The organism is Variovorax sp. PBS-H4 (assembly GCF_901827205.1).
GTDB lineage: Bacteria > Pseudomonadota > Gammaproteobacteria > Burkholderiales > Burkholderiaceae_C > Variovorax.
In genome coordinates this window covers 5,983,335-6,002,169 of sequence record NZ_LR594675.1, presented here as the reverse complement: position 1 = coordinate 6,002,169, position 18,835 = coordinate 5,983,335, and the positions used below count along the sequence as shown (strand labels likewise).

Sequence of the window (18,835 nt, the reverse complement as noted above, 5' to 3'; positions counted from 1 at the left end):
AAGAAAATGATGAGACATCTACCGGATGAAATGCTCGACGTGGCCTGCGGTGGACGCGCGGTTGCCGACGAGCCTGCGATCCTCGAGGCGGCACGCGCGCTGATTGCCGACAGCGAAGCGATCGCCATCGTAGGCCTCGGCTATGTGGGCCTGCCGCTTGCCGCGGAATTTGGCAAGGTGCGAACGGTCGTCGGATTCGACATCAATACATCGCGCATTGCCGAACTGCAGTCCGGGAGGGACGCGACACTCGAAGTCGGCCCGGCCGAGCTGCGCGCGGCGAGCAAGCTTCGCTTCACCAGTTGCATCAAGGACATCGCGGGATGCCGGGTCTTCATCGTCACCGTGCCCACGCCCGTAGATCTTGCGAACAGGCCCGACCTCAGCGCCTTGATCGCTGCGACCGAGACCGTGGGCCGCGTCATGCCCAGTGGCGCGATCGTCGTCTACGAGTCGACGGTTTATCCCGGCGCGACCGAGGAGGTGTGCGTGCCGGTGCTCGAGAGGGTGTCGGGCAAGAAGTTCAACTTCGACTTCTTCTGCGGCTATAGCCCGGAGCGGATCAATCCAGGTGACAAGGAGCGCCGCCTGTCGACCATCAAGAAGGTGACCAGCGGCAGCACGCCCGACGTGGCCGATGCGGTGGACCAACTGTATGGGCAGATCATCAGCGCCGGTACTCACAAGGCCAGCAGCATCAAGGTAGCCGAAGCGGCGAAGGTGATTGAGAACACCCAGAGGGATCTCAATATTGCTCTGATGAACGAGCTGAGCCTCATCTTCCGCAAGCTCGGGATCGACACGTTGGAGGTTCTGCAGGCTGCAGGCACCAAGTGGAATTTCTTGCCCTTCAGGCCTGGATTGGTAGGCGGGCACTGCATCGGGGTGGACCCGTACTATCTGACGCACAAGGCCGAGCAAGTGGGCTATCACCCCCAGGTGATCCTGGCGGGCCGCCGCATCAATGACCACATGGCCATTCATGTGGCCGACGAAGTCGTCAAGCTCATGCTGCGCAAGAACCTGCCGGTACTCAACAGCAAGGTGCTGGTGCTGGGACTGAGTTTCAAGGAAAACTGCCCCGATGTGCGAAACACCAAGGTGATCGACCTGGTTCGAACCCTTCAGGGCTACAACATGCAGGTGAGCGTGTTCGACCCCTGGATTGACTTGGCCGAGGCGGAGCACGAGCATGGTCTGAGTTGTTTGAGCGAGATCCCGGCGTCCGGCCAATATGCAGCCGTGATCCTTGCCGTGAGCCACCGCCAGTTCATCGCGCTCGGAGAAGCTGGTGTCAAGGCCTTGGCCCAACCGGGGGCCGTGTTGTTCGACGTCAAGGGTGTGCTCCCGCCGGGCGTCGCGGACGCACGGCTGTGACAGGCGGCAATTCGTGATCGCCTACGCGCAGTTGCAGGCGCGCCTTGCCACGGACCCTCGGACCTGGCTCGTCACCGGCGTCGCAGGCTTTATCGGCAGCAATCTGCTCGAGGCCCTGCTCAAGCTTGGGCAGCGCGTCGTTGGCATCGACAACTTCTCGACCGGCCATCGTCGCAACCTGGAGCAGGTGCAAGGCCTGGTGACGCCGGCGCAGTGGGATAACTTTCGATTTTTGCAGGCGGACATCCGCGAGGCGGGTGATTGCCGGCATGCATGCGAAGGCGTGCAGCATGTATTGCACCAAGCCGCTCTTGGCAGTGTTCCACGCAGTGTGGCTGATCCGATCACCACGAACGGCGTCAACATTACCGGCTTCCTCAATATGCTGGAGGCAGCGCGCGATGCGGAGGTCAAGAGCTTCACCTATGCCGCCAGCAGCAGCACCTATGGCGATCGCCGCTCACTGCCTCAGGTGGAGGAATTCGTCGGCAAGCCGCTGAGTCCCTATGCGGTGACCAAGTATGTGAACGAGCTTTACGCCGAAGTGTTCTCGCGGTGCTACGGATTCGACACCGTCGGTTTGCGTTACTTCAATGTGTTCGGCCGACGTCAGGATCCAAACGGCGCATATGCGGCAGTCATTCCGCGGTGGGCGGCGGCGATGCTGAGGGGCGAGCCCGTCTACATCAACGGCGACGGCCAAACCAGTCGCGACTTCTGCTATGTGGCCAATGTCGTGCAGGCCAATCTGTTGGCAGCCACGACTGAAGACCAGGCCGCGAAGAATCAGGTCTACAACGTGGCCGTGGGTGGCCGTACGTCCTTGGCTGCATTGTTCGAGCTCTTGCGCGAGGGCCTGAAGGCGCAAGGGGTCACAGCCTGTGCACGGCCGGTATATCGGGAGTTCCGGGCCGGCGACGTTCGCCACAGCCAGGCAGATATCAGCAAGGCTCGTACTTTGCTGGGGTACGCCCCAACACATACCGTTGCCGAGGGCGTGCCGGAGGCACTCACCTGGTACGTGAAGCAGAGCTGATCAGGCCTGACATGCGCATGTCCCACCTTGCATGGAACGTTGGCGGCTTGGCCCTTCCTTTGGTGGTGGCAGTCTTTACCGTTCCTCTGCTGATCGAGAAGCTGGGACACGAGCGCTTCGGCTTGCTGGCGCTGGCCTGGGGGTTGATCGGCTATGCAGGTGCCCTGGATCTCGGAATTGGGCGCGCTCTGACGCAAAAGGTGTCTCAACTGCGCGGCGAGACCAACCTCGCGCTCATTCCGGATGTGCTCGCAACCGCGGGGCGAATGACGCTGATGGCCGGGTTGGCAGGCGGCTTCCTGATTGCAGTGCTGGCTTGGACCGGGGCTGGTTCCTGGATACGAGTCGAGAGCACTCCCCCTGGCGAGATCACAAACGCCTTGCTGCTGCTTGCCGTGGCGTTGCCTGCACAAGCCATGACTGCCACCTACAAAGGCATGAACGAAGCCTTTCTGCGTTTCATGGGAGTGAACCTTCTGCGTGTGGGATTGGGCATCGTCAACTTCGGCGGCCCCTATGTGGTGGCTCTCTTCACGCCGAGTCTTCCGTGGCTCGTTCTGACATTGGTGGCAAGCCGGCTCCTGGCGCTTCTCGTCTTCCGCCGTCTGGCTATTTCTTGCCTGGAATCCCTTCACCATCCGCGGAGGATCGGTTCGTATTCGCCGGGTATTGCGAGATCCCTTTTCGCGTTCGGCGGCTGGGTCACGGTGAGCAGCATCGTGAGTCCGGTCCTGGTTCAGGCCGACCGCTTCGTGATTGCCTCCGCGCTCTCGGCTGCTGCGGTAAGTGCCTACGTCTTACCCTACGAAGTCGTGGTCCAGAGCCTGATTCTGGTGGGCGCGGTGACGTCCGTGATGTTCCCTGGCCTGAGTCGAACGATTCGGGAGAAGCCCGATCAATGGCAGCCCTATTTCCGCAAGTGGCTGAGGCGCGTAGGAGGCCTCATGGCGCTGGTTTGCATTGCATTGGCCGTGTTGCTGCCGTTGCTGCTTCCTCCCTGGATTCAGGGAAACCTGGATCCGGCATCCATCAAGGTTGGACAGATCCTGTGTCTTGGCGTTTTTGCGAACGCGATCGGATCGATGTTCTACGCGCTGCTCCATGCACGAGGAAGACCTGACATCAGCGCCCGGTTGCACCTGATCGAGCTCCCCCTTTTCATTTGTGCGCTGCTTCTGCTGGTGGATCGGTACGGCGTCGTTGGCGCCGCCTGGGCGTGGGTCGGTCGAATGCTCCTCGATGCGGCTGCATTGGCCTGCTGGAATGTGGCTCGGCGATGAACAGGAGCTCCGTCCGTTCCTTGATCTCATCTGCCGCAATTGCGCTCGGCTGCGCGGTCGTAGTGAGCTACGAACTTCTCGGCACAAGCAGGGATTATGAAAACTACATCTTCTATTTCAGTCATGTGCTCCAGTCCCACAACGGACTCGATCTTGCCTCCAGGTTCGAACCCGGCTTTTTCCTATCCGTTTATTTGTTCGGATTGTTGACCTCAAGTCCCAATCTGATATACGGGCTGATTGTATGGGCTATTGTTTTCTTGAAGTACTTGTCCATATCCTCGAGCAGGAGTTATTGGTTCACATTTCTCGTCTTTAGCTTTTATTTTTTTACCCGATACTTTGTCCTGTTCGAAGTAACGGTGCTGCGTGCAGCGTGTGCTTTTTCGATAGCCTTTTTTGTATTTGCAAGAAAGGAGAGTGACAGGGCGGAGCTGAAAGAAGTGGTGATGCTGGCAGTCGCTGCACTGTTTCATTATTCTGCGGTTGTTTTCCTGTTTGTGTATCTCGCAAGAAACTTGACCCGGATTCGAGTTGTCGCGCTAGCAATCTTTGGATTCGCTGTTATTGAAATTTCGAAGAATTTTTTTATTTCTGTGCTTCCAGGATTCTTTAGCGTGTTCGAGACCTATGACGGCGTGGGGGGCGCGACTTTGGTTCCCTTGCCTTATTTGGTGGATTTAATATTCTTCATGTTTATGCTCGGTATGTGGGGCAAGAGCGACGTCGCGATGAAATATTGCGCCCTGGGGGTGGCGATCGGCGCAGCATTTCATTTCGGGTTGGTGGAACATTCGGTGCTCGCTTCGCGATTCCGCGAATTGCTGTCGATGTTCCTGCTGGTATATGTGGTCAGAGCTTCGGTTTCAGAGTACCGGGTGGTGCGATGGACATCCTTGATATACGCCGTGACAACTGGTGTATTGAATATCTATCTTGTATTTGTCTATGACCCGCTCCTGTCATGAAACCCAGGATTGATATTGTCATCGTTAATTGGAATGCCGGCGCCGGATTGCTCCAATGTATTCGCTCGATAATTGAATACGGTGGTGGCCTCCTGGGCAACGTCATTGTCGTGGACAACGGGTCGAGCGATGGATCCGAGGCCAGTGTCGAAGGCTTGCCGGGCGTCACAGTTCTGCGTGCGGGTACGAACCTGGGCTTTGGCAAAGCGTGCAACCTGGGCGCGCAAGCGTCAGGAAACGACTATCTGCTGTTGCTGAATCCAGATACGCAGCTGTATCCAAACTCGCTGCTTGCGCCCTTCGACTATCTGGAGCGGTCGGAGCACGCGAATGTCGGGATCTGCGGCATACAGATGATCGATGGCAACGGCGACATATCGCCGTCGTGCTGGCGATTTCCTTCCGTCCTGAGCTTTGCTGCCCAGGCACTCGGATTGAACAGGCTGCATGCATTCAGGGCGTGGGGCCACCGGATGGAAGATTGGGATCACCTGAACACCGGCAAAGTAGATCATGTGATCGGAGCGTTTTACCTGATTCGCCGCTCCGTCTTTGAACTTCTCAACGGATTCGACGAACGCTTCTTTGTGTATTTCGAGGATCTGGATCTTTCTTTGCGAGCCCATCAGGCCGGCTGGCAACGCGTCTATCTTGCAAGCGCACGGGCATTTCATGCAGGGGGCGGCACTTCCCGGCAGATCAAGGCGAGGCGGCTTTTCTACTCGTTACGGAGTCGACTGCAGTATGGCTTCAAGCATTTTTCGCCGTTGCAGCGTTGGCTGCTGGTGGTCGTGACGCTTCTGCTGGAGCCTGTCTGTCGTTTCTTCTTTTTCTTCCTGCGTGGCAGATTTGCGGAGGCCCACAACACCCTGCACGGCTACATGCTGCTTTGCAGGGCGCTGCCGGCGATTTTCGGAGGGCGGCGATCATGAATGTCTTGCTGCTCACGCGTTATGGGCGCCTTGGCGCGTCATCGCGCCTTCGTTCTCTGCAATACACACCCTGGTTCGAGTCCGTCGGCATGACCTGCACCATTCGGCCGCTGCTCCCCGACCGGGCGCTCGAAGCAAGATACCGCGCCGGGGGGTATCGGCCGATCGAGGTGCTCAGCGCCTACGGGAACCGTGCGTTGCAGCTCATGCGTCGCCATGGGTTCGATCTGATCTGGATCGAAAAGGAGGCCTTGCCGTGGCTGCCGGCGTGGGTCGAGCGCCTGCTGCTTCGCGGCATGCCTTATGTGCTCGACTACGACGACGCGATCTTCCACCACTACGACCTGCACCGCTCCCGTTGGATACGGCGCCTGCTCGGGCGCCGTATCGACAGACTGATGATGGGCGCGTCCCTCGTGGTCGCCGGCAACGATTACCTTGCCGAGCGCGCACGGGATGCAGGTGCCACACGCGTGGAAGTGGTACCGACCGTGGTTGATCTCAACCGCTACGAGCTGAGACAGGCGGCCCGCAAGGCCAAGACGGCACCCCGCATTGTCTGGATCGGTTCGCCGTCGACCGTCCGGTACCTGGCGGCGCTTTCGGTTCCACTGTCAGCGCTGGCTCGCCGCACGGCTTTCAGCTTGAGGATCATCGGGGGGAAACTTCACATTCCGGGCGTTCAAACGGAGTGCGTGCCTTGGACCGAAGCGACCGAAGCGGACGCCCTCGCCGAATGCGATATCGGCATCATGCCTCTGAGCGATTCGCCGTGGGAGCGGGGCAAGTGCGGCTACAAGCTCATTCAGTACATGGCCTGTGCCCTGCCGGTCGTCGCCTCGCCGGTCGGAGCGAACAGGCAGATTGTCCGGGACGGTGAGAACGGCTTCCTTGCTGACGTGGAAAGCAGCTGGGCCGACAGGCTTGCACAGCTCTTGAGCGATGACGCATTGAGGCAAGCGATGGGAGAAGCAGGACGGCGGCGCGTCGAAACGGAATATTGCCTTCAACGCACCGCCCCGTTCTTGGGCGAGTTGCTGCTGAAGACCGGCCAGGCGCAGCAAGCATGATGAAGTTCCTCCTGATCGCTGGTTTCGCCGAATCTCTTTTGGGCTTTCGCGGCGCCCTGATCGCCGCACTGCAATCGCGGGGCCTGGAGTTGCACGTGGCGGCGCCCGGCCTGCAGCCGGGCCTCGAGTTCCGGCGGGAACTGGAGCAACTGAGTATCACGGTGCACGACATTCCGTTGCAGCGCACAGGTGCCAATCCGCTTTCGGACCTGCGTGCGCTGCTCGCGCTGGTCGCGTTGATGCGTCGTATCCGGCCGGACTGGGTGCTGGGGTATACCGTCAAACCGGTCATCTATGGCTCACTGGCCGCTTGGCTGGCCCGTGTACCTCATCGTTATGCGCTGATCACCGGGCTGGGTTACGTATTTCAGGAACATGAGCGGCGTGGACGACTGCAGGCGTTGGTTCGGCGTCTCTACAGACTCGCACTAGGCCGCGCGCACAAGGTCTTCTTCCAGAATCCCGACGACGAACTGCTGTTCCGGCGATGTGCCATCTTGAAAGCGGCCACGCCTTCCTGCGTCGTGAATGGTTCAGGGGTCGATGTCGCTCGCTTCAGCGCGGCTGCCGTTCCCCCCGGTCCACCGCGCTTCCTGTTGATTGCCAGGCTGCTTGGCGACAAGGGCGTACGAGAGTACGCACAGGCCGCGCGCCGCGTGCGCATTCGTCATCCGGATGTTCAATTTGCAATTGCCGGCTGGATCGACACCAATCCCGACGCGATCGAGAAAGCTGAACTGGAGGCGTGGGTGGCCGATGGGACGCTGAGCTATCTGGGCCGGTTGTCGGATGTGCGCCCGGCGATTGCGGCGTGCAGCGTCTACGTGCTTCCCTCATACCGCGAAGGAACGCCGCGCACCGTTCTCGAAGCCATGTCGAGGGGCCGTCCGGTCATCACCACTGACGCACCCGGTTGTCGAGAAACGGTGGTGCATGGGGACAACGGCTTCCTTGTTCCTGTCCGTTCCGTGGAGGCGCTGGAGCATGCGATGAACAGGTTCGTTGCCGACCATGCCCTGATCACGCGCATGGGCCGGCGGGCCCGAGAGATCGCGGAAGAGAAGTACGACGTGCACAAGGTCAACGAAGTCATGTTGCGCGAGATGGGCATTGCATGAAGCGATTCTTCGACATCGTCTGCGCCGCTCTGGCATTGCTACTTCTTGCAATTCCGTTGCTCTTGCTTGCTTGGAGGGTGCGCCGTGAACTCGGCATTCCGGTGTTCTTTTGCCAAGTGCGTCCAGGTCTGGACGGCCGTCCGTTCCGAATGGTCAAGTTCCGGACCATGACGGATGCCCGAGATCTCGATGGACAGCTGCTGCCTGACGCGGAGCGTCTCACTGCCTTCGGCCGCTTCCTGCGCGCCAGCAGCCTGGACGAATTGCCCGAGCTCTGGAATGTGCTCAAGGGAGACATGAGTCTGGTGGGGCCCCGGCCCCTGCTGCTCGAGTACATGCCGCTGTACTCCCGCGTTCAGGCCCGACGCCATGAAGTGCGCCCCGGCATCACAGGCTGGGCGCAGGTCAACGGGCGCAACGCCGTATCGTGGGACCGGAAGCTCGAGCTCGACGTCTGGTATGTCGACAACCGATCGCCGTGGCTCGATTTCCGGATCTTGCGGTTCACCTTGTGCAAAGTCCTGGCGCGCGACGGCATCAGCGCGCCCGGGGAGGCGACGATGCCACGCTTTGCCGGACCGCAGATGGAGCACGAGCGATGAACGCGCCACTCTTCGCCGTTTACGGCGCCAGCGGCTGTGGCCGAAGCGTCATGCCCCTCGCGCGTTCTCAGTTGCAGCGCCAGGCAATCCCGTCGATTCGTTTGGTCTTTGTGGACGACCAGCCCGAGGCGGCGGTCGTGAACGGCCAGCGCGCGTTGCGGTATGAGGAATTCGTGGAAGCGCCGGCTGGCATGCGTCATGCCGCGCTCGCCGTCGCCGACGGGGAAGTCCGGAAGCGACTGGCCGACCGCTGCCTCGCCGGTGGCGTGCGGCCCTGGACAGTCATCGCGGCCAACGCAGTGGTGATGGACGAGGTCACGCTGGGGGAAGGCGCCATCCTCAGTCCCTTCGTCACCCTCGGCTCCAATGTCCGCATCGGCCGGCACTTCCACGCCAACCTCTACAGCTATGTCGAGCATGACTGCGTCGTCGGGGACTTCGTCACCTTCGCCCCGGGCGTCAAGTGCAACGGCAACGTCGTTGTCGAAGACCATGCCTACATCGGCACTGGGGCCGTGATCAAGCAAGGCAGGCCCGGCCGGCCGCTGGTCATCGGCCGCGGCGCCATCGTCGGCATGGGCGCCGTGGTCACGCGCCACGTGCCCGCGGGCGCGACGGTCGCCGGCAATCCCGCCAGACCACTCGTCAAGGGCTGATCGTGCTGAACACTTCCTTCTCTCCCTGGCCCAGCTTCACCACACATGAAGCCGAGGCGGTGGTGCGGGTGCTGATTTCCAACAAGGTCAACTATTGGACTGGTGAGGAGTGTCGCGCATTCGAACAAGAGTTCGCCGCCTGGACCGGGGCCGCGCATGCCGTGGCGCTCGCCAACGGCACGCTGGCGCTCGATGTCGTGCTCAAGGCCATGGGCATAGGCCCGGGCGACGAGGTCATCGTCACGCCACGCACTTTCATTGCCAGCGTGTCCTGCGTCGTCAATGCCGGCGCAACGCCTGTCTTCGCCGACGTCGAGCACGACAGCGGAAACCTTTCGGCTTCGACCATTGCCCGGGCCATCACGCCCCGTACCCGGGCCGTCATCTGTGTGCACCTGGCCGGCTGGCCCTGCGACATGGATCCCATCATGGCGCTGGCCGCCGAGCACGGCATCAAGGTCATCGAGGACTGCGCGCAGGCCCACGGGGCGCGCTACAAAGGCAAGTCCGTCGGCACCCTCGGCCATGCCGGCGCCTGGTCCTTCTGCCAGGACAAGATCATGTCCACCGGCGGCGAGGGCGGCATGGTCACGACGCACGACAAAGACTTGTGGCGCAAGGTCTGGCAATACAAGGACCATGGCAAGAGCCACGAAGCGGTGTACGAACGTGAGCATCCACCAGGCTTTCGCTGGTTGCACGAGGGCTTCGGCACCAACTGGCGCATGCTGGAAATGCAGGCCGTCATCGGGCGGATGCAACTGCGCAGCATGCCCGACTGGGCCGCGAGGCGCGCGCGCCATGCCGACGCGATCTGGGCGGCGTGCGCGCCGTACGCCGTCGTGCGCGTGCCCCGGCTGCCTGGCTCGTGCACCCATGCTCACTACAAGTGCTATGCGTACGTGCAGCCCGAGCGGCTTGCACCGGGATGGAGCCGCGACCGCATCATCGAAGCCATCCAGTCGCGTGGCGTCCCCTGTTATCAGGGATCGTGCTCCGAGGTCTATCTCGAGAAGGCATTCGACGGAACCGGTTGGCGGCCGGCAGAGCGGCTGCCGGCCGCGCGCAGGCTCGGAGAGACCAGCTTGATGTTCCTGGTGCACCCGACGCTGACGGCGGCAGAAATCGCCAGGACCTGCACGGCGATCAACCAGGTGTTGCGCGAGGCGAGTGCCTGATCATGCGCACGACCATGCTGCGTTCTGCTTTTTGGGCGTGCGCATTGGCGATCCTCGCAATGTCGCTCATGCCGCCGGTGCCGCAGATGCCGACCACGGGTTGGGACAAGAGCAACCACATGCTCGCCTTTGCCGTGCTGATGCTACTGGGCCGCTGGGCCTACGCCGGCCGCACGGTGCACCTTGTGTGCGGCCTATTGGCTTACGGCGCCTTGATCGAGCTGCTGCAATCGCTCACGCCTGACCGCTTTGCCGAATGGGGGGATCTGCTGGCAGACGGGTTCGGACTCGTTGCAGGCTTGGGTCTCGGCCAGATGATGACCTGGCTCCTTCTGCGGTGGATTGCACCGAGGTCAATCGATGAATGAGCGCTCGAAGGTCCTCACACAGGCCGCTGCCCCTTTGCTGGCGCTACCCCGCGCCGCCAAGCGCGCGCTGGTGCTGGGGATGGACGCCTGCCTGTGCGTCTTCACGGTCTGGCTCTCACTGTCGCTGCGCTTCGACGCCTGGGTGATCTTGTCCGGTCGCGACGTTTGGACCGTGGGGATTTCGCTGTCGCTGGCACTGCCGCTGTTCGTGAGGTTCGGCCTGTACCGCGCCATCTTCCGCTACGGTGGGTGGCCGGCCATCGCGGCCATTGCCAAGGCGGTGGGGATCTACGCCGCGGCCTATGGTTTGGTGTTCGCGGCGATCGGCCTGCCAGGTGTGCCGCGCACCATCGGCCTGATCCAGCCGTTGCTGTTGCTTTTGGCAGTGAGCGCCTCGCGTCTGCTTGCCCGTGGCTGGCTGGGCGGGATCTACCAAGGGCTGCTGACTCGCGGGGAACTGCCGCGGGTGTTGATCTACGGCGCGGGCGATGCCGGTCGCAAGCTTGCCCAGGCCCTGTCGGCCAGCAGCGAGCTGCGGCTGCTGGGCTTCCTGGACGACGACAAGCGCCTGCAAGGCGGCCTGATTCACGGCTTGCCGGTCCAGGACCCCGCAAAGCTGAAGGCGGAGGTGGCCGCGCTGCGCGTCAGCGACATCTTTCTGGCTATCCCGTCGGCTTCGCGCCAGCGGCGCCACGAGATCCTGGAGCAGGTGCGGCAGGCCCGGGTATCGGTACGCACGTTGCCGGGCCTGATGGAGCTCGCCCAAGGCAAGGTCCAGGTCAGCGACTTGCGCGAGCTGGACGTCGAAGACCTGCTTGGGCGCAACGCTGTCGCGCCCCACCCTCTGCTGCTCCGCAAGAACATTCGTGGCAAGGTGGTGCTGGTGACGGGAGCCGGGGGCTCCATCGGCAGCGAGCTGTGCCGCCAGATCGTCAAAGGCGGCGTCGCCACGCTGCTTCTGGTGGAGCGCTCGGAATTTGCGCTCTACACCATTCACGGCGAACTGCTGCAAGGAATGGAAGGCAGGGGCGCGGACGCGCCGCGGATCGTGCCGCTGCTCGCCTCGGTCGCCGATGCGCGCCGCATGCGCGAGATCATGTCAGCCTGGCATCCGCACACCGTCTACCATGCAGCGGCCTACAAGCACGTGCCGCTGGTGGAGCACAACCCTGCCGAAGGGGTTCGCAACAACGTCTTCGGGACGTTGATAACGGCCGGGGCTGCGGCCGCGCACGGCGTGCGCGATTTCGTGCTCATCAGCACCGACAAGGCCGTCCGGCCCACCAACATCATGGGCTGCAGCAAGCGGCTGGCCGAAATGGGCCTGCAGGCAATGGCCGAGCAGGCGTCTCGCCGGGCCAACGGCACGCGCTTCTCGATGGTGCGCTTCGGCAATGTGCTGGACTCTTCGGGCTCCGTGGTTCCCCTGTTTCGACAGCAGATCCGCAACGGGGGCCCCATCACGCTGACGCACCTCGACATCACCCGCTACTTCATGACCATTCCCGAGGCAGCCCAGCTGGTCATCCAGGCCGGCGCCATGGCCCATGGCGGCGAGGTGTTCGTGCTGGACATGGGCGAGCCCATCAGGATCGCTGATCTTGCCCGCCGCATGATCGAGCTTTCCGGGATGACGGTTCGGGACGGCGACAACCCTTCGGGAGACATCGAGATCCGGGTGGTGGGCCTGCGTCCTGGCGAAAAGCTCTACGAAGAGCTGCTGATCGGCGACAACCCGCTGCCCACCCCGCATACCCGCATCCTCAAGGCGCGAGACGATTTCCTGTCGTGGGCCGCGCTTTCCCCGCAATTGGAGCGCCTGAAGGCAGCGCTCGAAGTCAACGACGCGCTGTTGATCCGGCAACAACTGCAGCACATGGTCCGCGGCTATCGGCCGCGCGGCGATGTGGTGGACTGGATTCACCTGGAGCAGCGCGCGGAGCTCGCCGTCGCGGGCCTTTGACCCAGGGGCAGGCCGCGCTCAGGCGAGCATCCTGTCCACGATCAAGTGCCAATGCACCGGCTCGACCGGCGTGATCGAGAGGCGATTGCCCCGGCGCAACACCACCATCTCTGCAAGCTCGGGCGTCGCGCGCATTTCGGGCAAACCCAGCAACCGGGTCTTGCGAAGCGCCTGCACGTCCAGCAGCAGCCAGCGCGGATGCTCGGGCTTCGACGCCGGGTCGTAGTAGGGCGACTCGGGGTCGAACTGCGTCGGATCAGGCCGCGTGCCGGAAGCCACGCGCGCGATGCCCACGATGCCCGGCTGTGGGCAGCTCGAGTGGTAGAACAGCACGCCGTCGTCGACCTGCATCTCGTTGCGCATGAGGTTGCGCGCCTGCCAGCCTCGCACGCCGGTCCAGGGCACGGTGGCATCGGGCGCGGCCAGCGCGTCGTCGATCGAGCAATCGTCGGGTTCGGACTTCATCAACCAGAACTTGGACATGGCAGCATCGGCTTTGGTGGATGGCAACAGCACGACGTTTTATCAGAACCCGGAAATGGCTTGCGCCAGCACGATCATCGCGATCGGGCCATGATGCGCGACCATGGTGCCCTTCTCGATCCTCGACCTTTCTCCCATCACCGAAGGCAGCGACGCCGCGCAGTCCTTCCGGAACTCGCTCGGCCTGGCGCAGCACGGCGAGAAGCTTGGCTACCGGCGCTATTGGCTCGCGGAGCACCACGGCATGCCGGGCATCGCGAGTGCGGCCACGGCCGTGCTGCTGGCCCACATCGGCGCCGGCACCTCCACCATCCGCATCGGCGCCGGCGGCGTGATGCTGCCCAATCACTCGCCGCTGGTGATTGCCGAGCAGTTCGGCACCCTGGAGTCGCTCTACCCCGGCCGTGTCGACCTCGGCCTCGGGCGCGCGCCGGGCTCGGACCAGCGCACTGCGCGTGCTTTGCGGCGCGACCTGCAATCCGACGCCGATCAGTTTCCTCAGGACGTGGTCGAGCTGATGGACTTCATGTCCAAGCAGCCGCAACAGGCGGTGCGCGCTGTGCCCGGCGCGGGCCTCGAGGTGCCCGTGTGGATTCTCGGCTCGAGCACCTTCGGGGCGCAGCTTGCGGCGCACCTGGGCCTGCCCTATGCCTTTGCCTCGCACTTCGCACCGCAGCAGCTCATGCAGGCCATCCGCATCTATCGAGACACCTTCAAGCCCTCCAGGCAGCTGGCCAAGCCCTATGTGATGCTGGGTTTCAACGTGTTCGCGGCAGAGACCGACGAGGAAGCCGAGTTCCGCTCCAGTTCCTGGCAGCAGGCCTTCGTGAATCTGCGCAGCGGCCGGCCGGGACAGCTGCCGCCACCGGTGGCGAACTACCGCGCGCGCATCGGGCCCGCCGAGAACGCCCTGCTCGACTCGGTGCTGTCCTGTGCGGCGGTGGGATCGAAAGACACGGTGCGCGCTGGGGTAAAGGCCTTCATCGAGCAGACGGGCGCCGACGAGCTGATGATCACCTCGCAGGTGTTCGATCATGAAGCGCGCCTGAAGTCCTACGAAATTCTCGCCGGGCTTCGCGATTGACGCCGTCTCCCGGCAGGGGGCGGCAAGCGGGCTGTGGGAGAGCGTTCAGTTCAGCGCTGCGGCGCGCTTGCCCACGGCGGTCTTGCGCGGGGCCTTCGACATCGCAGGGCGCGCGGCTTTTGCTGCGACTTTCTTTTTCGCCACCGGCGACTTTGCAGCACGCTTCTTCGAAGGTGCCTTCACCACGGTGGCAGTGTCCGGTGCTGGCACGACGGCGGAATCAACCGCCGCAGCCTGCGCAGCGTCCGCGACGATCAATCCGAACAGCTTCTTGTGTTCCGCCACCACATAGTCCCCCAGGTCCGCCACGTCCGGCACCGCGCGCCGGCAAGCCGTGAGGCCGAAGTCGAGCGCGCCGTTGTAGCTCTGCACGGTCATGTTCAACGCGAGCCCATGGCCCGAAATCGAAACCGGGAAGTAGCTCGCCACCTTGGCCCCCGCGAAGTAGAGCGCGAACGAAGGCCCGGGCACATTGGAGATCGCCACGTTGGCGACCGGCGGCAGCTTGTCCGCCAACCCTGAGCGTCCATAGAGCGACGCCAGGCCCGACATCAGCGAGGGCACACCGAGCGAGGGAAAGTCGGTCGGGATCGCCGCCTTGACATTGCCGGTGAGCTTCTTGCCTTCGCTGGAAGATTCATGGATGGCCGCGAGCCGCTTCAGCGGATCGGCAATGTCCGTGGCCAGGCTCACCAGCATCACGGAGACCTGGTTGTTGAGGTCGGTGTTGCCTTCGCTGCGCAGCGACACCGGCACACCCGCGATCAGCGGCTTGGCGGGCTTGCAGCCGTAGTCGGCCAGATAGCGGCGCAGCGCGCCGGCGCAGATGGCCAGCACGATGTCGTTGAGGCTGGTGCCGGTGGCCTTCGCCATCTGCTTGACCTCGGCCAGCGGAACGGACCGCGCAGCGAAGGAGCGCTGGTTGGTGATCGAGACGTTGAGTGGCGTGCGCGGCGCGGTGCGCAAGGCTTTGGGCAGCTCGAACTTGCGCTGGCCGCTCCCCTCCGACATCGGCATCAGCACGTTGCCGATGGCCTTGGCGGTGGCGGGGATCGACTGGATCAGCTTCACGTATTGCTGCACCGCATTGCTCAGCGCAGCCGTGGCCAGTTCGGCCATGCCGAGCTGCGACGCATCGGGGCGACGCGTCACGCGCGGCGCCTTCACCGGCGCGTGCGTCTCGGAGATGTCGAACAGCGCCTTGGCCACCGCGACCCCGGCCTGACCGTCGATCGCGGCATGATGCATCTTGCTGTAGAGCGCCACCTGGCCGGTCTGCAGGCCCTCGATGATGTGCATCTCCCACAGCGGACGGCTGCGGTCCAGCAGGGAGGAATGCAGCCGCCCCACCAGCCGCTCCAGCTGCGCCAGGGTACCGGGCCTCGGCATGATCACGTGGTGGATGTGGTGGTCCAGGTCCAGGTCGTCGTCGTCCACCCACACGGGGTTGGCGAGGTCGAAGGGCATCATCGCCAGCTTGCGCACGAACACTGCGGCCAGGTGCAGGCGCCCGCTCAGGTACTTCTTGGCATCCTCGGCGAAATCGCCGTCGTAGCCGGGCGGCAGATCGATCAGATGCAGGCTCCCGACGTGCATCGGCGATTCGGGGGTCTCGAGGTGCAGGAACGAAGCGTCCATGCCGCTGAGGTGATCCATGCGTGTCTCCTTGGCGAACGTCTCGGCATTCCGTCCGCGTTGTTATGCCTCCGATCGGCGTTGCAGTGTGAACCTCGGCGCCACTTCTTTCAACTGGATGAAGACCCGCAGAGGCGGCCACCTTCGCATGTGCCGTGATTACCCCGCATCAGCGTTGGCATGGCCGGCCTGGGACAATCGCGCCCCATGGACAAGCAGCGCATCGTGGTGGGCCTGAGCGGCGGGGTGGACTCCGCGGTCACGGCGCACCTGCTCAAGCAGCAGGGCCACGAGGTGGTCGGCATCTTCATGAAGAACTGGGAGGACGACGACGACAGCGAATACTGTTCCTCGAACATCGACTTCGTCGACGCCGCCAGCGTGGCTGACGTGCTGGGCATCGAGATCGAGCACGTCAACTTCGCCGCCGACTACAAGGACCGCGTCTTTGCCGAATTCCTGCGCGAGTACCAGGCCGGCCGCACGCCCAACCCGGACGTGCTGTGCAACGCAGAGATCAAGTTCAAGGCGTTCCTCGATCACGCGATGCGCCTGGGCGCGGAAAGGATTGCCACCGGCCACTATGCGCGTGTGCGCTTCAATGCCGCGAGCCAGCGTTACGAGCTGCTGAAGGGCCTCGACCCAGCGAAGGACCAGAGCTATTTCCTGCATCGGCTGAGCCAGCAGCAGCTGGCGAAGGCGATGTTTCCCGTCGGCGAGCTGCACAAGACGGAAGTACGCCGCATCGCCGATGAGATCGGCCTGCCCAATGCCAGGAAGAAGGATTCGACCGGCATCTGCTTCATCGGCGAGCGGCCGTTTCGGGAATTTCTCAACCGCTACATCTCCAAGGCGCCTGGGCCCATCCGCGACGAGCGAGGCCGGCGCATCGGCGAGCACCAGGGCCTGAGCTTCTACACCCTCGGCCAGCGCCAGGGCCTGGGCATCGGCGGCCTCAAGCCCAAGGGGGCGCAGCGGGGCGCCGGCGAGCATGCGCCCTGGTTCGTGGCGCGCAAGGACCTCGAAACCAACACCCTGTGGGTGGTGCAGGGCCACGACCATCCCTGGCTGCTCTCGCCTGCACTGGAGGCCGAGGATGCGAGCTGGGTTGCCGGCGAGGCGCCGTCCGCCGGCGGCTATGCGGCGAAGTCGCGCTACCGGCAAGCCGATGCCGGCTGCACACTGGCCGAGGGCGCCAACGGGGCGTTCCACCTTTCCTTCGCTGAGCCGCAATGGGCGGTAACGCCGGGGCAGTCGGCCGTGCTCTACCACGGCGAGGTTTGCCTGGGCGGCGGCGTCATCTCGCGGGCGGGCTGAGCTTCATCGGAACACGTGTTACCGGCTCTGGTGCGAGTTGCAGCCCGGGCGGTCGTGGGCGCTCAGGCCTCGCTCTCGCCGTTCACCGAGGGGTGGACATGAATGAGCGCCAGCGGATAGCGTCGCCCGGCCAGATAGTCGTCCACGCATTGCAACAGCAACGGGCTGCGATGCCGCTCGCGGCTCGCCCGCAGCTCCTCGGCGGTCATCCACAAGGTGCGCACGATCCCGTGGTCCAGTGCGCGGCCGGGCTCGCGAGCGCCCAGCGTGCCGCAGAAGGCGAAGCGCAGATAGGTGGTGTCCTCGCCACGCGCGCCGTGCTGGCGCGCCATGTAGATGCCCACCAGTGCGGCCGGGGTGAAGCGGTGGGCGGTTTCTTCCAGCGTCTCGCGCGCGCAGCCTTCGACCGGGGACTCACCGGGATCCAGGTGGCCTGCAGGCGAGTTCAGCCGCAGGCCATCGCTCGTCTCTTCCTCGACCACGAGGAAGCGGCCGTCCTGCTCGATCACCGCGGCAACGGTGACGTTGGGCTTCCAGCGATGCGCCATCAGCGCACCCTCAGCGCAGTACGTAGCCCGAAAAACGCCAGACCCGATCATCGCCCAGCTGAAAAGTCACCAGCTCGCGCACGGTGGCGTTCGCCTTGTTGGCAAAGCGCGTCTCGTATTCGATGCTCACGTATTGACCGGCGAGTTCCTGGTTGCTCTCCGCAACCACCTGCCGATTGATGGCAACCCAGGTACGCTGCTGCGCGGCGCCCAGCGGGGTGCGTGCCTTGGCGACCTGGTTCACGAAGTCGTCGCGGCTCACGCGCTTGCGGGCGGCTGGCGTGGCGCCGTCCCAGAGTTCGCCGGTCTTGTTCTGATCGATCATCTGGATCGCTTGCAGGCCGCCACGGACCAGGTCGCTCGGTTCCGCGTCCTGCGCGATGGCGAACTGCAGCCAGCCGCCGAGGAGGACAACTGCCAATAGGATTCGGAACGCTTGTTTCATGGTGACTTCACTCCTCGATTAATTATTCTGCTGCCTTTGCCGTGGGATACGGCGACTCGGCATCGTCACCGGCGATGTATTCCAGCCGGTAACCCAACCCGTAGACCGAGGCCAGGATCATGCCGTTGCCGGGACGCAGATCCAGCCTGGCGCGCAGCCGCGACACATGCGTGTCGAGCGAACGCGAACCGGCCTCGAGCTCTTGCCCCCAGACGTTCAGCATCAGGTACGCGCGCGGAAGCAATCGGCCGATGTTGCGAAACAGGAGCAGCGCGAGTTCGTACTCGCGCTGTTTCAACCGCACCGGTTCCCCGTGCAGGCGGATCGTACCGGTGAGCGGTGAGAAGTGATAGGGCCCGTAGACCAGTTCTCTCTCGAAACGTGTCGGATATGCACGGCGGAGCAGGGCGTGCACGCGCGCCTGCAGTTCGGCGCTACCCAGCGGCTTCACCATGAAGTCGTCCGCGCCGGCCAGCAGAGCGGTGGTCAGCCGGGCCCTGTGCTCAGGGCCGGCCGTGAGGAGCAGCGGGAGACGATTGCCGAAGCGCTCGCGCAGCCGCCGGACCATCTTGATTCCTTCGAGGTCGGGGGGACGCCAGCCGAGCACCAGCAGGTCGTAGCGCTGGGCTCGGAGTCCGCGCAGCAAAGACTTGCCGTTGGCATAGCCGTGGCACTCGTGACCGCTAATTGCCATCGCGCGCTGGATCGATTCGATCTCGCGCGGCTCGTCGTCGAGCATCGCTATTCGCATAGCACTCCCTGAAAATTCTTGTTC

At 63.5% G+C, this 18,835-nt stretch carries 19 protein-coding genes; 14 read left to right on the top strand and 5 right to left on the bottom strand.

Annotated elements, in window-relative coordinates:
• Positions 1 to 6: 6 nt before the first annotated feature.
• The 12 genes from E5CHR_RS28575 to E5CHR_RS28520 are packed head-to-tail and all read left to right on the top strand — an operon-like array spanning position 7 to position 12,548.
• Entirely contained in the window at positions 7 to 1,377 is a 1,371-nt protein-coding gene (locus E5CHR_RS28575; RefSeq protein WP_232062226.1) for a nucleotide sugar dehydrogenase, read from the top strand.
• Positions 1,378 to 1,390: 13 nt separating this feature from the next.
• Positions 1,391 to 2,413, top strand: a complete 1,023-nt coding sequence (locus tag E5CHR_RS28570; protein ID WP_162583143.1) for an NAD-dependent epimerase/dehydratase family protein — start codon at positions 1,391 to 1,393, stop codon at positions 2,411 to 2,413.
• 17 nt (positions 2,414 to 2,430) lie between these two features.
• On the top strand, positions 2,431 to 3,693 hold the full coding sequence (locus E5CHR_RS28565; RefSeq protein ID WP_232062225.1) for an oligosaccharide flippase family protein: 1,263 nt from the start codon (positions 2,431 to 2,433) through the stop codon (positions 3,691 to 3,693).
• Positions 3,694 to 3,713: 20 nt separating this feature from the next.
• Complete coding sequence (locus E5CHR_RS28560) at positions 3,714 to 4,661, top strand: EpsG family protein (RefSeq protein ID WP_162583141.1); 948 nt, start codon at positions 3,714 to 3,716, stop codon at positions 4,659 to 4,661.
• Positions 4,658 to 5,593: a glycosyltransferase family 2 protein gene (locus E5CHR_RS28555; RefSeq protein WP_162583140.1), complete on the top strand. Its 936-nt coding sequence runs from the start codon at positions 4,658 to 4,660 to the stop codon at positions 5,591 to 5,593. The genes E5CHR_RS28560 and E5CHR_RS28555 overlap by 4 nt, the downstream gene beginning before the upstream one ends.
• Positions 5,590 to 6,663 (top strand): glycosyltransferase family 4 protein, encoded by a 1,074-nt coding sequence (locus E5CHR_RS28550; RefSeq protein ID WP_162583139.1) that lies wholly within the window; start codon positions 5,590 to 5,592, stop codon positions 6,661 to 6,663. The genes E5CHR_RS28555 and E5CHR_RS28550 overlap by 4 nt, the downstream gene beginning before the upstream one ends.
• The gene (locus E5CHR_RS28545) at positions 6,660 to 7,781 is read left to right on the top strand and encodes a glycosyltransferase family 4 protein (protein ID WP_232062224.1); all 1,122 of its coding nucleotides are present in this window, start codon (positions 6,660 to 6,662) and stop codon (positions 7,779 to 7,781) included. The genes E5CHR_RS28550 and E5CHR_RS28545 overlap by 4 nt, the downstream gene beginning before the upstream one ends.
• On the top strand, positions 7,778 to 8,383 hold the full coding sequence (locus E5CHR_RS28540) for a sugar transferase (RefSeq protein ID WP_162583138.1): 606 nt from the start codon (positions 7,778 to 7,780) through the stop codon (positions 8,381 to 8,383). The genes E5CHR_RS28545 and E5CHR_RS28540 overlap by 4 nt, the downstream gene beginning before the upstream one ends.
• Positions 8,380 to 9,039: an acetyltransferase gene (locus E5CHR_RS28535; protein WP_162583137.1), complete on the top strand. Its 660-nt coding sequence runs from the start codon at positions 8,380 to 8,382 to the stop codon at positions 9,037 to 9,039. The genes E5CHR_RS28540 and E5CHR_RS28535 overlap by 4 nt, the downstream gene beginning before the upstream one ends.
• 2 nt (positions 9,040 to 9,041) lie before the next feature.
• Positions 9,042 to 10,217, top strand: a complete 1,176-nt coding sequence (locus E5CHR_RS28530; RefSeq protein WP_162583136.1) for a DegT/DnrJ/EryC1/StrS family aminotransferase — start codon at positions 9,042 to 9,044, stop codon at positions 10,215 to 10,217.
• Between the two features lie 2 nt (positions 10,218 to 10,219).
• A complete protein-coding gene (locus E5CHR_RS28525; protein ID WP_162583135.1) occupies positions 10,220 to 10,585 on the top strand; it encodes a VanZ family protein in 366 nt (121 codons plus the stop codon).
• A complete protein-coding gene (locus E5CHR_RS28520; RefSeq protein WP_162583134.1) occupies positions 10,578 to 12,548 on the top strand; it encodes a polysaccharide biosynthesis protein in 1,971 nt (656 codons plus the stop codon). The genes E5CHR_RS28525 and E5CHR_RS28520 overlap by 8 nt, the downstream gene beginning before the upstream one ends.
• Positions 12,549 to 12,566: 18 nt before the next feature.
• Here E5CHR_RS28520 and E5CHR_RS28515 read toward each other — a convergent pair whose 3' ends face one another.
• On the bottom strand, positions 12,567 to 13,031 hold the full coding sequence (locus E5CHR_RS28515; protein ID WP_162583133.1) for an EVE domain-containing protein: 465 nt from the start codon (positions 13,029 to 13,031) through the stop codon (positions 12,567 to 12,569).
• A 103-nt stretch (positions 13,032 to 13,134) separates the two neighbouring features.
• Here E5CHR_RS28515 and E5CHR_RS28510 point away from each other — a divergent pair, with 103 nt between their 5' ends.
• Entirely contained in the window at positions 13,135 to 14,115 is a 981-nt protein-coding gene (locus E5CHR_RS28510; RefSeq protein WP_162583132.1) for an LLM class flavin-dependent oxidoreductase, read from the top strand.
• A gap of 45 nt (positions 14,116 to 14,160) precedes the next feature.
• Here E5CHR_RS28510 and E5CHR_RS28505 read toward each other — a convergent pair whose 3' ends face one another.
• A complete protein-coding gene (locus E5CHR_RS28505; protein ID WP_162583131.1) occupies positions 14,161 to 15,771 on the bottom strand; it encodes a WS/DGAT/MGAT family O-acyltransferase in 1,611 nt (536 codons plus the stop codon).
• Between the two features lie 186 nt (positions 15,772 to 15,957).
• Here E5CHR_RS28505 and mnmA point away from each other — a divergent pair, with 186 nt between their 5' ends.
• Positions 15,958 to 17,067, top strand: a complete 1,110-nt coding sequence (gene mnmA / locus E5CHR_RS28500; protein ID WP_162583130.1) for a tRNA 2-thiouridine(34) synthase MnmA — start codon at positions 15,958 to 15,960, stop codon at positions 17,065 to 17,067.
• Between the two features lie 62 nt (positions 17,068 to 17,129).
• Here mnmA and E5CHR_RS28495 read toward each other — a convergent pair whose 3' ends face one another.
• From E5CHR_RS28495 to E5CHR_RS28485, 3 genes are read right to left on the bottom strand one after another with little or no spacing between them, the layout of a single operon-like run.
• Positions 17,130 to 17,615 carry an NUDIX hydrolase gene (locus tag E5CHR_RS28495; protein ID WP_174255761.1) on the bottom strand — a complete coding sequence of 162 codons (486 nt, stop codon included), beginning with the start codon at positions 17,613 to 17,615 and terminating at the stop codon, positions 17,130 to 17,132.
• A 10-nt stretch (positions 17,616 to 17,625) separates the two neighbouring features.
• Positions 17,626 to 18,060 (bottom strand): DUF4019 domain-containing protein, encoded by a 435-nt coding sequence (locus tag E5CHR_RS28490; RefSeq protein WP_162583129.1) that lies wholly within the window; start codon positions 18,058 to 18,060, stop codon positions 17,626 to 17,628.
• A gap of 22 nt (positions 18,061 to 18,082) precedes the next feature.
• Positions 18,083 to 18,799 (bottom strand): response regulator transcription factor, encoded by a 717-nt coding sequence (locus E5CHR_RS28485; protein WP_232062223.1) that lies wholly within the window; start codon positions 18,797 to 18,799, stop codon positions 18,083 to 18,085.
• Positions 18,800 to 18,835 lie beyond the last annotated feature (36 nt).

What these genes read in the sequence shown, in the direction of transcription:
- E5CHR_RS28565 (WP_232062225.1), top strand. Translation starts at nt 2,431, where the DNA reads ATGTCCCACCTTGCATGGAACGTTGGCGGCTTGGCCCTTCCTTTGGTG.
- E5CHR_RS28520 (WP_162583134.1), top strand. Translation starts at nt 10,578, where the DNA reads ATGAATGAGCGCTCGAAGGTCCTCACACAGGCCGCTGCCCCTTTGCTG.
- E5CHR_RS28495 (WP_174255761.1), bottom strand. Translation starts at nt 17,615, where the DNA reads ATGGCGCATCGCTGGAAGCCCAACGTCACCGTTGCCGCGGTGATCGAG.
- E5CHR_RS28550 (WP_162583139.1), top strand. Translation starts at nt 5,590, where the DNA reads ATGAATGTCTTGCTGCTCACGCGTTATGGGCGCCTTGGCGCGTCATCG.
- E5CHR_RS28575 (WP_232062226.1), top strand. Translation starts at nt 7, where the DNA reads ATGATGAGACATCTACCGGATGAAATGCTCGACGTGGCCTGCGGTGGA.
- E5CHR_RS28510 (WP_162583132.1), top strand. Translation starts at nt 13,135, where the DNA reads ATGGTGCCCTTCTCGATCCTCGACCTTTCTCCCATCACCGAAGGCAGC.
- E5CHR_RS28555 (WP_162583140.1), top strand. Translation starts at nt 4,658, where the DNA reads ATGAAACCCAGGATTGATATTGTCATCGTTAATTGGAATGCCGGCGCC.
- mnmA (WP_162583130.1), top strand. Translation starts at nt 15,958, where the DNA reads ATGGACAAGCAGCGCATCGTGGTGGGCCTGAGCGGCGGGGTGGACTCC.
- E5CHR_RS28490 (WP_162583129.1), bottom strand. Translation starts at nt 18,060, where the DNA reads ATGAAACAAGCGTTCCGAATCCTATTGGCAGTTGTCCTCCTCGGCGGC.
- E5CHR_RS28540 (WP_162583138.1), top strand. Translation starts at nt 7,778, where the DNA reads ATGAAGCGATTCTTCGACATCGTCTGCGCCGCTCTGGCATTGCTACTT.
- E5CHR_RS28505 (WP_162583131.1), bottom strand. Translation starts at nt 15,771, where the DNA reads ATGGATCACCTCAGCGGCATGGACGCTTCGTTCCTGCACCTCGAGACC.
- E5CHR_RS28515 (WP_162583133.1), bottom strand. Translation starts at nt 13,031, where the DNA reads ATGTCCAAGTTCTGGTTGATGAAGTCCGAACCCGACGATTGCTCGATC.
- E5CHR_RS28545 (WP_232062224.1), top strand. Translation starts at nt 6,660, where the DNA reads ATGATGAAGTTCCTCCTGATCGCTGGTTTCGCCGAATCTCTTTTGGGC.
- E5CHR_RS28485 (WP_232062223.1), bottom strand. Translation starts at nt 18,799, where the DNA reads ATGCTCGACGACGAGCCGCGCGAGATCGAATCGATCCAGCGCGCGATG.
- E5CHR_RS28535 (WP_162583137.1), top strand. Translation starts at nt 8,380, where the DNA reads ATGAACGCGCCACTCTTCGCCGTTTACGGCGCCAGCGGCTGTGGCCGA.
- E5CHR_RS28525 (WP_162583135.1), top strand. Translation starts at nt 10,220, where the DNA reads ATGCGCACGACCATGCTGCGTTCTGCTTTTTGGGCGTGCGCATTGGCG.